11 protein-coding genes are annotated in these 13316 nt (G+C 73.2%); 8 read left to right on the plus strand and 3 right to left on the minus strand.

Translation table 11 applies throughout. The annotated features are described in order from the left end of the window. Positions 1–74 precede the first annotated feature (74 nt). Together ACN28C_RS22265 and ACN28C_RS22270 are read left to right on the plus strand one after the other, a co-directional pair. Positions 75–2855, plus strand: a complete 2781-nt coding sequence (locus ACN28C_RS22265) for a DEAD/DEAH box helicase (RefSeq protein ID WP_422769470.1) — start codon at positions 75–77, stop codon at positions 2853–2855. A gap of 209 nt (positions 2856–3064) precedes the next feature. Further along, positions 3065–3958, plus strand: coding sequence for an MHYT domain-containing protein (locus tag ACN28C_RS22270; protein ID WP_422769471.1), 894 nt, complete (start codon positions 3065–3067; stop codon positions 3956–3958). Between the two features lie 27 nt (positions 3959–3985). Here the strand turns inward: ACN28C_RS22270 and ACN28C_RS22275 are convergent, their stop codons facing one another. Beyond that, the gene (locus tag ACN28C_RS22275) at positions 3986–4915 is read right to left on the minus strand and encodes a 5'-3' exonuclease (RefSeq protein WP_422769472.1); all 930 of its coding nucleotides are present in this window, start codon (positions 4913–4915) and stop codon (positions 3986–3988) included. A gap of 77 nt (positions 4916–4992) precedes the next feature. On the opposite strand from ACN28C_RS22275, the gene ACN28C_RS22280 reads away from it, so the two are divergent. From ACN28C_RS22280 to ACN28C_RS22290, 3 genes are all read left to right on the plus strand, one after another. After that, the gene (locus tag ACN28C_RS22280) at positions 4993–6111 is read left to right on the plus strand and encodes a M24 family metallopeptidase (RefSeq protein ID WP_422774768.1); all 1119 of its coding nucleotides are present in this window, start codon (positions 4993–4995) and stop codon (positions 6109–6111) included. Then, positions 6108–7247 (plus strand): acyl-CoA dehydrogenase family protein, encoded by a 1140-nt coding sequence (locus ACN28C_RS22285; RefSeq protein WP_422769473.1) that lies wholly within the window; start codon positions 6108–6110, stop codon positions 7245–7247. Before ACN28C_RS22280 ends, ACN28C_RS22285 begins: the two co-directional genes overlap by 4 nt. Before the next feature lie 154 nt (positions 7248–7401). Beyond that, on the plus strand, positions 7402–7926 hold the full coding sequence (locus tag ACN28C_RS22290; protein ID WP_422769474.1) for an Lrp/AsnC family transcriptional regulator: 525 nt from the start codon (positions 7402–7404) through the stop codon (positions 7924–7926). Here ACN28C_RS22290 and ACN28C_RS22295 read toward each other — a convergent pair. Then, entirely contained in the window at positions 7856–8467 is a 612-nt protein-coding gene (locus ACN28C_RS22295) for a histidine phosphatase family protein (protein ID WP_422769475.1), read from the minus strand. The two genes, ACN28C_RS22290 and ACN28C_RS22295, sit on opposite strands and share 71 nt — an antisense overlap. A 266-nt stretch (positions 8468–8733) precedes the next feature. On the opposite strand from ACN28C_RS22295, the gene ACN28C_RS22300 reads away from it, so the two are divergent. Further along, a complete protein-coding gene (locus ACN28C_RS22300; RefSeq protein WP_421492952.1) occupies positions 8734–8928 on the plus strand; it encodes a CsbD family protein in 195 nt (64 codons plus the stop codon). A 52-nt stretch (positions 8929–8980) separates the two neighbouring features. On the opposite strand, the gene ACN28C_RS22305 is transcribed toward ACN28C_RS22300, so the two are convergent. Then, positions 8981–10411 (minus strand): KamA family radical SAM protein, encoded by a 1431-nt coding sequence (locus tag ACN28C_RS22305; protein WP_422774769.1) that lies wholly within the window; start codon positions 10409–10411, stop codon positions 8981–8983. A gap of 242 nt (positions 10412–10653) precedes the next feature. Between ACN28C_RS22305 and ACN28C_RS22310 the strand changes: the two genes are divergently transcribed. Continuing rightward, positions 10654–11670, plus strand: coding sequence for a zinc-binding alcohol dehydrogenase (locus tag ACN28C_RS22310; RefSeq protein WP_422774770.1), 1017 nt, complete (start codon positions 10654–10656; stop codon positions 11668–11670). Positions 11671–11674: 4 nt separating this feature from the next. Next, the gene (locus ACN28C_RS22315) at positions 11675–13300 is read left to right on the plus strand and encodes an amidohydrolase (protein WP_422769476.1); all 1626 of its coding nucleotides are present in this window, start codon (positions 11675–11677) and stop codon (positions 13298–13300) included. Positions 13301–13316 lie beyond the last annotated feature (16 nt).

The raw sequence follows: 13316 nt of genomic DNA on the forward strand, positions 1-13316 counted from the left end.
ACCGACCGGCTTCCGGGGGGCCGCTCTACGGCCTGCCGCCGTGTGACCACCCGACACGCACTAATCTTGGATTCATGTCGAGCCCCGCCGAGCGGTACGCCGCGGCGCGCCGCCGGGCCGCGCAGGCCAGCATGTTCCCCGCACTCGACGAGTTCGCCCAACAGCTCGGGTTCGACCTCGACGACTTCCAGCGGGAGGCATGCCAGGCGCTGGAGCGGGGCAGTGGCGTCCTGGTCTGCGCGCCGACCGGCGCCGGCAAGACCGCCGTCGGCGAGTTCGCCGTGCACCTGGCGCTGCGCACCGGGGCCGACCCCGGCGGGGCGACCCGGAAGTGCTTCTACACCACCCCGATCAAGGCGCTTTCCAACCAGAAGTACCACGACCTGGTGGAGCGGTACGGCTCGGAGCAGGTGGGGCTGCTCACCGGGGACAACGCGATAAACGGGGACGCGCCGGTGGTGGTGATGACCACCGAGGTGCTGCGGAACATGCTCTACGCGGGCTCGTCGAGCCTGGCCGGCCTCGCCTACGTCGTCATGGACGAGGTGCACTACCTCGCCGACCGCTTCCGGGGCGGCGTCTGGGAAGAGGTGATCATCCACCTGCCGGAGTCGGTGACCCTGGTCTCGCTCTCCGCGACCGTCTCCAACGCCGAGGAGTTCGCCGACTGGCTGGTCACCGTGCGCGGTGAGACCGAGGTGGTGGTCAGCGAGCACCGTCCGGTGCCGCTCTGGCAGCACATGCTGGTCAACCGGCGGATGTTCGACCTCTTCCACGACGCCGACGCGGCCCGCAAGCACGACGTGCATCCGGAACTGCTCCGCTACACCCGCGAGATGATGCGCCGGCTCGAACTCGGCGACGGCCGCACCCACGGGCCGGGATGGGGGCGCGGCGGTCCCCGGGGCCCACGCTGGCGCGGCCCGCTCCGGGCCGACATCGTGGAGCGGCTGGACCGGGAGGGGCTGCTGCCGGCGATCCTCTTCATCTTCAGCCGGGCCGGCTGCGACGCGGCGGTGCAGCAGTGCCTCGCCGCCGGGCTGCGGCTGACCGGTCCGGAGGAGCGGGCCGAGATCCGCCGGGTGGTGGAGGCCCGGATCACCAGCGTGCCCGCCGAGGACCTCGCCGTGCTCGGCTACTGGGAGTGGCTCGACGGGCTGGAGCGCGGCCTCGCCGCCCATCACGCCGGGATGTTGCCGGCGTTCAAGGAGGTGGTCGAGGAGCTTTTCGTACGCGGTCTGGTGAAGGCGGTCTTCGCCACCGAGACCCTGGCGCTGGGGATCAACATGCCGGCCCGCTGCGTGGTGCTGGAGCGGTTGGTGAAGTTCAACGGCGAGGCGCACGTCGACCTGACGCCGGGGGAGTACACCCAGCTCACCGGCAGGGCCGGCCGGCGGGGGATCGACGTGGAGGGGCACGCCGTCGTGGTCTGGTCGCCGGAGGTCGACCCCCGGCACGTGGCCGGGCTCGCCTCGACGCGTACCTATCCGCTGCGGTCGAGCTTCCGACCGTCGTACAACATGGCGGTCAACCTGGTCGGGTCGGTCGGCGCGGCGCCGGCCCGGGAGCTGCTGGAGTCGTCGTTCGCGCAGTTCCAGGCGGACCGGTCGGTGGTCGGGCTGGCCCGGCAGGTGCAGCGCAACGTCGAGACGATCGAGGCGTACGGCGCGGAGACCCGCTGCCACCTCGGGGACTTCGACGAGTACTTCGGGCTGCGGATGGCGATCGCCGACCGGGAGCAGACGTTGGCCCGGCAGGGGCAGAGCCAGCGGCGGGCGGCGACACTGTCCGCGCTGGAGCGGCTGCGCGTCGGTGACGTGATCCGGGTGCCGTCGGGCCGGCGGGCCGGGCTGGCGGTGGTGCTCGATCCCGGCGTCGGCGGCTTCGGCGAGCCCCGGCCGCTGGTGCTGACCCAGGACCGCTGGGCCGGCCGGATCACGCCGGGCGACTTCACCACCCCGGCGGAGGTGCTGGCCCGGATCCGGGTCCCGAAGCACTTCAACCACCGGTCGCCGGCCGCCCGGCGGGACCTGGCGGCGGCGGTCAGCGGCACCGGGCTGGACCGGCACGGCGGGCGGCGCGGCCGTAACCGGGGTGGGGGCGGTGAGGACGAGCGGCTCACCCAGCTCCGTGCCGAGCTGCGCCGGCACTCCTGCCACGCCTGCCCGGACCGCGAGGAGCACGCCCGCTGGGCCGAACGCCGCCGCCGCCTCGAACGGGACACGGCGGAGCTGCGCCAGCGGGTGGCCGGGCGTACCGGATCGCTGACCCGCACCTTCGACCGGGTCTGCGGCATCCTCACCGCCCGCGGCTATCTGACCGAGGCGGGCGAGGTGACCGACGCCGGCCGGATGCTGGGCCGGATCTGGACCGAGGCCGACCTGCTGGTGGCGGAGTGCCTGCGCCGGGGGGTCTGGGCGGGGCTCTCCCCGGCCGAGCTGGCCGCGGCGGTCTCGGTGGTGGTCTACGAGGCGCGCCGGGACGCCGACGAGCGGGCCTCGGTGCCCCGGGGCCCGGTCTCGGACGCCGTCGGCGAGACGCTGAAGATCTGGGCCGAGCTGGAGGCCGACGAGGCGGAGCGCGGGCTGGAGGCGACCCGGGAGCCCGATCTCGGCTTCGTCTGGCCGGTCTACCGGTGGGCTCGGGGCGAGGCGCTGGCGAAGGTGCTGGCCAGCGGCCACAACCTCGACGGAGACATGCCGGCCGGCGACTTCGTGCGCTGGGCCCGGCAGGTGGTGGACCTGCTCGGGCAGGTCGCCGACTCCACCGGTGCTTCCGTGGAGGTACGCGGCACCGCACGGCAGGCGATGGCGACGATCAACCGGGGTGTGCTCGCGTACCACGGCGCGACCTGACGGGTTGATCGGCACTCGGCTGTTCAGTCAGCCGATCTTCTCCATCGGTCGGCCGCCGCTCCTCCGGTGATGATCTTTCCGGTCACCCCGACCACGGTCCGTCGGTCGCCAGATGCGCCCGAACGCACCGTTGTGGCTGTTCGTGCCTCAAGTGATCATCGTGCCGGGCGCGGAACCCGCCGTGTCGACGGCCCGAGGAGACGGTCAGCATGGCCCACATCAACCACTTCCAGTACGGCTGGATCACGCCCGCGCTGAGCTACGGACTCTCCGTCCTCGGCTCGTTCCTGGGGCTGCTCTGCGCCGTACGGGTCCGGGAGGCACAGTCCCTGGGACGCCGAATCTGGTGGCTCGTCCTCGCCGCCTGGGCGATCGGCGGTACGGCGATCTGGACCATGCACTTCACCGCCATGCTCGGGTTCAGCGTCTCCGGCAGCCAGATCCGCTACGACGTGCCGTTGACCGTGGCAAGCGCCCTGATCGCCATCCTCACCGTCGGGGTCGGGCTGGTCGTCGCGGTGTTCGGGCAGGCCGGCTGGGCGCGGATCCTGCTCGGCGGGGTCTTCGCCGGGTTCGGCGTGGCCGCCATGCACTACATGGGCATGGCGGCGATGCGGCTGCGGGGCAGGATCGACTACGAGGGTTCGCTGGTGGCGGCGTCGGTACTGATCGGGGTGATCGCCGCGACCGCCGCGCTCTGGTTGGCCGTCACCGTACGCGGCACCCGGGCGGTGACCGGTGCGGCGTTCGTGATGGGGTTCGCGGTCAGCGGCATGCACTACACCGGGATGGCCGCGATGTCGGTGCAGGCCCGGCCCTCGGCTCCGGCGCCGACCGGTGCCGGCGGGGCGACCCTGCTGCTGCCGATCATGTTGATCGTCGTCTTCGTGGCGTTCGTGCTCTTCTACGCCCTGCTCGCCACCCCGACCGAGGACGACCGCGCCGCCTCGGCGTACCTGGCGGACCGCGCGGCCGAGCGGCTCGCCGCTGACCGTGCCGCCGCTGACCGTGCTGCCGCCGAGCGGGTGGTCGATCCCGGTGCGGACCGCACCGCCCCGCCGGCCGGCCCGCAGCGGCGCTTCCAGCTCCGCCAACCCTTCTGACACCGGCCCTGTGAAGCCTGCCGGTGCTCAGGCGGAGACGGTGTTGCCGGCGAGGGCGTCGACGAGGCGGCGGCACGGACCGGCGAGGTTCCACTGCTCGGCCAGGGCGAGCAGCCGGTCGGCGTCGACCGGCGCCGCCGGCAGCGTGCTGGTCAGCGGCGGCAGCGGCACGTCCAGGGCGACCCGGACCACCGTCGGCGCGACGGCCAGGTAGTCCCGGGCGGCCTCCAGCTTGCTCCGCAGCCCGGGGGCGAAGCCGGCGGCCGGGTCGTCGAGCGCGGCGAGGATGCCGTCCAGGCTGCCGTACCGCTCGACCAGCCGGGCCGCGGTCTTGTCGCCCACGCCGGCCACCCCGGGCAGCCCGTCGCTGGGGTCACCGCGCAGCGCGGCGAAGTCGGCGTACCCGGCGGCCGGCACGCCGTACTTGGCGCGGACGGCGGCGTCGTCGCAGTCCTCCAGCTTCGCCACGCCACGCCCGCAGTAGAGCAGCCGCACCGGCCGGTCGTCGTCGACGAGCTGGAACAGGTCCCGATCGCCGGAGGCCACCTCCACGGGAGCGGGCTCGGTCACGGCCAGGGTGCCCAGGACGTCGTCGGCCTCGTAGCCGTCCACCCCGATCGCCGGGATACCGATCGCGGCGAGCACCTCGAGGATCAGCGGCACCTGCGGGGAGAGGGTGTCCGGCACCACCTCGCCACCCTCCGGGGCGACCCGGTGCGCCTTGTACGACGGCAGCAGCGCCACCCGCCAGGCCGGGCGCCAGTCGTGGTCCAGGGCGCAGACCAGCCGGTCCGGCCGGCGCGTGCGGATCAGCGTGGCGAGCATGTCCAGGAAGCCCCGGACGGCGTTGACCGGGCTGCCGTCCGGCGCCTTGGCGGCCGACTCCGGGATGCCGAAGTAGGCCCGGAAATAGAGGCTCGGCGCGTCGACGAGGAGCAGGGGGCGGCTGTCGTTCACCCGGACAGCCTGGCACAGCATCCGCCGGTTCCGGCACATGCCTCCGCCGTCGATTCCACCCGAACGACCGTTAAGCTATTCCCGTGGGTGACGAAGACCTCTATCCCCCGGAGCGGCTGGCGGCGGCCCAGCAGGCCACCGTCGAGGCGGGGCTGGACGCCCTGCTCCTGCCGCCCGGTTCCGACCTGCGCTATCTGACCGGCTACCACGCGCACGCGCTCGAACGGCTCACCTGCCTGGTGCTGCCGGCGACCGGTCGACCGACCCTGATCGTGCCGACCCTGGAACGCCCCGCCGCCGAGGCGTCGCCGGCGCCGCGCACCGGCGTACGCATCGTCGACCACCCGGACGGCACCGACCCGTACCCGCTGGTGGTGCGGGCCCTCGGCGGGCCGGTCGGCGCGGTCGGCCTCGGCGACCGGATGTGGGCCGAGCAGGTGCTCGCGCTGCGGGCCGCGCTGCCCGGGGCCAGCCAGCGGCTGGCCGGGGAGGTGCTGCGGCCGCTGCGGCTGCGCAAGTCGGCGGCGGAGGTGGCGGCGCTGCGCGAGGCCGGCGCCGCGATCGACGCGGTGCACGCCCGGATGGCCGAATGGCTGCGCCCCGGCCGCACCGAGGCGCAGGTGGCCGCGGACATCTCCGCCGCCATCCTGGAGGCCGGCCACGCCACCGCCGCCTTCGCCATCGTCGCCGCCGGCCCGAACGGGGCCAGCCCGCACCACGAGACGTCGGACCGGATGATCGGGGCCGGCGAGCCGGTCGTCGTCGACATCGGCGGGACGATGCCCTCCGGCTACTGCTCCGACTCCACCCGGTGCTACGTGGTCGGTACGCCGCCGCCGGAGTTCGTCGACTACTACCAGGTGCTCTTCGAGGCGCAGCGGGCCGCGGTCGGCGCGGTCCGGCCCGGGGTCAGCGCGGCGGCGGTGGACGGGGTCGCCCGCGAGGTGATCGGCGAGGCCGGCTACGGCGCCGCCTTCCTGCACCGCACCGGGCACGGCATCGGGCTGGACGGACACGAGGACCCCTACCTGGTCGCCGGCAACGAGCTGCCGCTGGAGCCGGGGATGGCCTTCTCGATCGAGCCGGGGATCTATCTCGCCGGCCGGCACGGCGCCCGGATCGAGGACATCGTGGTCTGCACCCCGGACGGGGCGGAGCGGCTCAACACCATCCACCGAGAGCTGGTGCTGCTATGACGGTCGACCGGATCCTGCCCAGCGACGAGGCGTACGACCTGCTCGACCTCGTCACCGAGCTGGCCGACCGGGAACTGGCGCCCCGGGCGGGCGACTTCGAGCAGCGGGGCGTCTTCCCCCGCGAGCTGCTGCGCACCCTCGGCCGCGCCGGGCTGCTCGGCCTGCCCTACCCGGAGGAGCACGGCGGGGCGGCCCAACCGTACGAGGTCTACCTCCAGGTGCTGGAGATCCTCGCCAGCCGCTGGCTCGCGGTGGCCGAGGCGGTCAGTGTGCACACCCTCTCCTGCCACCCGGTAGCCACCTTCGGCGGTGAGCAGGTCCGCAAGCTGCTCCCCGACATGATCGGCGGCGAGCTGCTCGGAGCGTACTGCCTCTCGGAGCCGCAGGGCGGCTCGGACGCGGCAGCGCTGACCACCCGGGCGGTCCCGGACGGCGGCGACTACGTCGTCTCCGGCACCAAGGCCTGGATCACCCACGCCGGCAACGCCGACTTCTACAACATCTTCTGCCGCACCGGTGGCCCCGGCGCGCGGGGCATCTCCTGCCTGCTCGCCGACGCCGGCACGCCCGGGATCGTGCCGCAGGCGGCGGAGCGGACCATGGGGCTGCGCGCCTCACCGGTCGCGCAGATCGCCTTCGACGAGGCGCGGGTGCCGACCGACCGGCTGGTCGGTGCCGAGGGGGAGGGGTTCCGGATCGCGCTTTCCGCACTGGACAGTGGCCGGCTGGGCATCGCCGCCTGTGCGGTGGGGCTGGCCCAGGCCGCCCTCGACTACGCGACCGACTACGCCCGGCAGCGGGAACAGTTCGGTCGGCCGATCATCGACTTCCAGGGGCTCGGCTTCCTCCTGGCCGACCTCGCCACCCAGGTCTCGGCGGCCCGGGCGCTGATGCTGGCCGCCGCCCGGCTGCGCGACGCGGGCCGGCCGTACTCGACCGAGGCGGCCAAGGCGAAGCTCTTCGCCACCGACACCGCGATGCGGGTCACCACCGACGCGGTGCAGGTGCTCGGCGGTGCCGGCTACGTGGCGGACCACCCGGTCGAGCGGTACATGCGGGAGGCGAAGGTGTTGCAGATCGTCGAGGGGACCAACCAGATCCAGCGCCTGGTGATCTCCCGCTCGCTGGCCCGCTGACCGGCGCGTCACCGGCCCCGCCCGCCGGGGCACCGCCATCGGCCGTCCACCGGCGGTCGCCGGGCCGGCGCCAGTTATCGACCTGATAACGTGCGGTGACGACGCGACGGGTTCGGCGTCGTCCCGCCCACTATCTACCGGTAGGTTGCAGGCCGTGGAGGAGACCGATCGGGCCATCGTGGCGGCCCTGGCCGCCGACGGGCGGCTGTCATACACGGATCTGGCCGAGCGGGTGGGGCTGTCGGTCTCCGCGGTGCACCAGCGGGTCCGCCGGCTTGAGCAGCGCGGTGTGATCAAGGGGTATGCCGCGCGGATCTCGTTCGAGGCGCTCGACCTGCCGTTGAGCGCGTTCGTGGCGATCCGGCCGTTCGATCCGTCGCAGCCGGACGACGCGCCGGAGCGGCTGGCCCACCTGCCGGAGATCGATTCCTGCTACTCGGTGGCGGGGGAGGACTTCTATCTGCTGCTGGTCCGGGTGGCCAGCCCGGTGGACCTGGAGCGGGTGCTCCAGGAGATTCGCACCGCGGCGAACGTCACCACGCGGACGACGGTGGTGCTCTCCATCCCGTACGAGAGCCGCCCGCCGAAGCTGCGTCCCGAGCCGAAGCTCAGGACGGAGTCGGGGACGGCTCAGCTCCGGGCGCTGCCGCCCGACCCGGCGAGTTCCAGCGCAGGATGACCGGACGGCCGTGTTCGTGACCGAGGACGGAGACGGTGGCGGTGTCCAGGCGCAGCCGGCCACCGTCGCCGGCCGGTAGGCCGATCCAGCGCGCTCCCGCCACCCGCAGGCTGTGCCCGTGGGCGACCAGGGCCACGTCGCCGTCGTCGAGGAACGCGGTCGCCCGGGCCAGCACCCGGTCGAGCCGGGTGCCCACCTGTTCCGGTTGCTCGCCGCCGGGGCAGCCGTCCGTCCAGAGCAGCCAGTCCGGGCGTTCCTGCCGGATCTGCGCGGTGGTCAGTCCCTCGTACTCGCCGTAGTTCCACTCGCCGAGGTCCTCGTCGACGGCGGTGACGGCCAGGCCGGCGAGTTCGGCGGTGCGCAGGGCACGCAGCCGAGGGCTGGAGAGCACCGCGGCGAAGCGGCGCGCACCGAGCTCCCCGGTGATCTCCCGGGCCTGCCGCTCGCCCTCCGGGGTGAGCGGCAGGTCGGTGTACGAGGTGTGCCGGTGGCTGGCGCTCCAGGTGGTCTCGCCGTGCCGGACGAGGACGATCTCGGCCATCTCCCCAGTCAACCACCTCGTTCCCGGCACTCGCCCCCGGCACCCGCCCGGCGTTCCCACCTGTGGTCTAGCATCCTAGGAAGCTCTTACGCGATGTGCGCATCACCTCAGGCCACAGCTCGCAGACAGCTCCGACGACCGAGAGCCAGGCTTTTGCCTGTTCGAAGGCTTTCGGGGCGATTAGCCGGGTTTTATCTCGGGCATGTCGGGCAAGCTACCTGCGACAGCCGCCGCCACGTGCGGGGGCGACGAAGGAGAGGTGCGACATGAGTGCCATGGACAAGATGCGCAACAAGGCCGAGGAGCTGAAGGGCGCCGCCAAGGAGCGGATGGGCGACCGCACCGACAACGAGCAGATGCGCGGCGAGGGCGCCAGCGAGCGGACGCAGGCCAAGGCGAAGCAGGCCGGTTCGAACGTCAAGGAGGCGGGTCGCAACGTCCGGGAGACCTTCGACCGTTGACGGTGAGGACGTGTCGTTGTGGGGCCGTACGCCGAGAGCTGTTGTTCCGTCCTCAGCGGGCGGCCCGGGTGCCGTGCCGGGCCCACCAGGCCCGGCCGGCGTCCGGCAGGCTGTCGATCGGATCGTAGTAGGCGTACCGCCGGTCCAGGGCGGCTTCGTCTGCCGACTCGATCGACGTGCGGTAGTTCTTGGTCCAGTATGAGATGCCGCGTTCGCGGTCGTACTCGGTGACCATGTGCACCCAGCGCTTGCCGACGAAGGGCACGTCGCAGACGATCCGTGGGGTGGCGTAGCCGGGCAGGTAGCCCATCAGGTCGTGCTGGAGCCGCTGGGCGTGCCAGACCGGGAGCCGCCAGTGCTCGGCGTTCGGGATCATGTCGCACATGTAGAAGTAGTACGGCAGGATGCCGGCCTCGCCCTGGAGCGCGAAGCAGAGGTCGAGCAGGTCGGTGGTTGTCGCGTTGACCCCGCGCATCAGCACGCCCTGGTTGCGCACGTCGCGGACGCCGACCTCCAGCGCCGTCTGCGCGGCGCGGGCGACCAGCGGGGTGAGCGTCTGGGCGTGGTTGACGTGCGTGTGGATGGCGAGGTTGACGCCGCGTCGGGCGGCGGTCCGGGCGACCCGTTCGAGGCCCTCCACGACGTCCGGCTGTAGCCAGTGCTGGGGAAGCCCGGCCAGTGCCTTGGTGGCGAGCCGGATGTCCCGGATCGTTTCGATCTCCAGCAGTCGCATCAGGTACGACTCGAGGTGCCGCCAGGGCACGTTGGCGACGTCGCCGCCGGAGACGACCACGTCCCGTACGCCGGGGTGGGCGCGGAGGTACCTGACGTGTGCGTCGTACCGGTCGTGGGGTTTGAGGCTGAGCCGGAGTTTGTCGACGGTCGGGGTGGAGTTGCCGACGAGGTCCATCCGGGTGCAGTGCCCGCAGTACTGCGGGCAGGTGGCGAGCAATTCGGCGAGGACCTTGGTGGGGTAGCGGTGGGTGAGCCCCTCGGCGACCCACATGTCGTGTTCGTGCAGCGAGTCGCGGCTGGCGTAGGGGTGTGAGGGCCAGTCGGTGCGCCGGTCGCCGGCGAGCGGCAGCATGTAGCGGCGGATCGGGTCGGCCCGGAAGGCGTCGGTGGTGATCGGGGCGTCCGGCACCATCGTGTTGAGCATCTGCGGCGGGACCAGCATGGACATGGTGGCCAGGTTGGTCTGGTCGGTGGTGAGGTCGGTGTAGCAGTCGTCGTCGACGGTGTCGCCGAGGACGGCGCGGAGTTGCCGGACGTTCTTGACGCAGTTGGCGCGCTGCCACTGTGCCGATTCCCACTGGTCGCGGGTCACCTGCCGCCAGCCCGGGAAGCGGGTCCAGTCGGGTTCGACCAGGGGGCGGCGGCGGTATTCGTAGGGCTGCCCGGCCGTGGGCTGTTCCGGCGCGCCGGCGGCGTGGGCCGGCGCGGCCGGGTCGAGCGCGGCGATGGCCGGTTCGACCTGTGTCACGGCGTCGACCTGTGTCACGGTGCCTCCTCCATTTCGATTGCCCGTGGCGGCAGCTGGCGGGTGCCGGTAGTACCTCTGGACCTTGAACGCTACTGGAGGATTTCCCGCAAAGGAAATATCCTGCCGTAAGTTTTCCTGTTCGAGAGCGGATGCGAGCGGTAATGCGCGCCGCTGTGCCTGGGGTGTCCGGAGGAGGCGGGATGGGGTCGTCCAGCGGTGCGACGGTGGTGTCGGCGGTGGGGATGCGCCGGGTGGTCGAGCCGGCCGGGGTGTTGCCGCAGGCGGCGTACCGGCTGGACGCCCGGGGTGAGATCGCCGCCGACGAGGTCCGGGTCCGGCTGGAGCGGCTGAACCTGGACGCGGCGAGCTTCCGGCAGTTGGCGGAGAAGCACGGCGGGGACGGTGCGGCGGTGCGGGCGGAGGTGCTGTCGATCATCCAGGACCGGGGCAAGATGCATAATCCGGTCACGGGGTCGGGTGGGATGCTGATCGGCACGGTGGCCGAGGTCGGCCCGGAGTCACCGCTGCCGGTGAGGCCGGGCGACCGGGTGGCGACGCTGGTGTCGCTGACCCTGACGCCCCTGGCGGTCACCGACGGGCTCGCCGGCTGGGACGGTCGCGGCGAGCAGGTGCCGTGCGCCGGGCACGCGATCCTCTTCGCCCGGTCGGTGGTGGCGGTGCTGCCGGACGATCTCGATCCCCGGCTGAGCCTGGCGGTGCTGGACGTCTGCGGCGCGCCCGCGCTGACCGCCCGCACGGTGCACGGGTATGCCGAGCCGCCGACGGTGGCGGTGCTCGGCGGTGCCGGCAAGAGCGGGTCGCTGGCCCTGGCCGCCGCCCGGCAGGCCGGCGCGGCCCGCACGGTCGGGGTGGTGCCGGTGCCGGCCGAGCGGGACCGGCTGCTCGCCGCCGGGCTCGCCACCGAGGTGGTACTCGCCGACGCCCGGGACCCGGTGGGGCTGGCGGCGTCGGTTGCCGGGGCGCTGGGCGGGCCGGCGGACGTGACGGTGGTCTGCGTCGACGTGCCCGGCTGCGAGCACGGGGCGATCCTGGCCACCGCCGACGGCGGGACGGTGGTCTTCTTCTCGATGGCGACGAGTTTCGCTGCCGCGGCGCTCGGCGCGGAGGGTCTGGCCGCCGACGTGACGATGCTGATCGGCAACGGCTACCTGCCGGGGCATGCCGAGTACGCGCTGTCGTTGCTGCGTACGGTGCCGGGAGTGCGGGCGCTCTTCGCCGAGCGGCTGGCGGCAGACTGAGGCCATGACGAACCCCTCGATTCTCTACCGTGGCGGCCGGTTGTTCTGTCCGGCCGATCCGCGGGCGACCGCGCTACTGGTCCGGGACGGCCGGATCGACTGGCTCGGCGGCGACGGTGACGCCCCGTCCGCCGACCGGGTGGTGGAGTTGGACGGCGCGCTGGTGACCCCGGCGTTCGTGGACGCGCACGTGCACGCCACCGACACCGGTCTGGCGCTGTCCGGGCTGGATCTGTCCGGGGCGCGGTCGGCCGCCGACGTGCTGGCGGCGGTGGCCGGGTTCGCGGCGGGGCTGCCGGCCGACGCGGTGGTGCTGGGGCACGGCTGGGACGAGTCGGCGTGGCCGGACCGGCGGGTGCCGGCGGCGGCGGAGCTGGACCGGGCGGCCGGGGGCCGGCGGGTGTATCTGTCGCAGGCGTCGATCCATTCGGCGCTCTGTTCGGTGGCGCTGCTGGCGGCGGTGCCGGAGGTGGTCGGGGCGCCGGGCTACGACGCGTCGGGGTGGCTGCGCCGGGACGCCCATCATCTGGTGCGGGAGCTGGCGATGGGGTCGGTGATGCCGGCGCAGCGGCGGGCGGCGCAGCGGGTGGCGTTGGACCGGGCGGCGTCCCTGGGTATCGCGGCGGTGCACGAGTGCGGCGGCCCGGAGATCTCCAGCGAGGAGGACTTCACCGCTCTGCTCGCCCTCTCCGGTGCCGGCGCCCCGGAGGTGTACGGCTACTGGGGCGAGTTGATGGGTGCGCGGCGGGCCCGGGAGCTGGGTGCGGTCGGTGCGGGTGGGGATCTGTTCGCGGACGGGGCGCTGGGTGCGCGTACGGCGCATCTGTCGGTGCCGTACGCCGACGGTGAGCCGGGTGGCTGCGGGCACGGCTATCTGACGGCGGAGCAGGTCCGGGACCATCTGCTGGACTGTGCGGCGCACGACGTGCAGGGCGGGTTCCACGCGATCGGGGACGCGGCGATCGGCACGGTGCTGGCCGGGTTCGCTGGTGCGGCCGAGGTGCTGGGGGTGGAGCGACTGCGCGCGGCCGGGCATCGGGTCGAGCATGCCGAGATCATGGAGAAGCGCCTGATCGCCGGCTTCGTCGAGTACGGGATCGTGGCTAGCATGCAGCCGGCGTTCGACCGGTTGTGGGGCGGCGAGCGGCAGATGTATGCGTCGCGGCTCGGGGTCGGGCGGTCGCTGGAGTCGAACCCGATGGGTGCGATGCACGGGGTGGGGGTGACGCTGGCGTTCGGGTCGGACTCGCCGGTGACGCCGTTGGATCCGTGGGGTTCGGTGCGGGCGGCGGTGGCGCACTTCAATCCGGCGCAGCGGCTGAGTGTGCGGGCGGCGTTCGCCGCGCATACCCGGGGTGGCTGGCGGGCGGTGCCGGCGGGTGCGGGTGGCCGGGATCCGCGGCTTGCGGAGGGGGCGCTGGTGCCGGGGGCGGCGGCGACGTTCGCGGTCTGGTCGACGCCGGCCGGGGTGGGTGACGGTGGCCTGCCGGTGCTGGTGTCGGAGGTGCCTGAGTTGCGGGGGTCGGACGATCCGACGCCGTTGCCGGTCTGCCGGCGGACGGTGTTGCGCGGGTCGGTGATCTACGACGTGGACGGCGACGACGAGGGTGGCGCGGTGGGTGCGTCGTGACCGGGCAGTGGGAGGC

The sequence above is a fragment of the Plantactinospora sp. WMMC1484 genome (assembly GCF_049315195.1).
Taxonomy (GTDB): Bacteria; Actinomycetota; Actinomycetes; order Mycobacteriales; family Micromonosporaceae; genus Plantactinospora.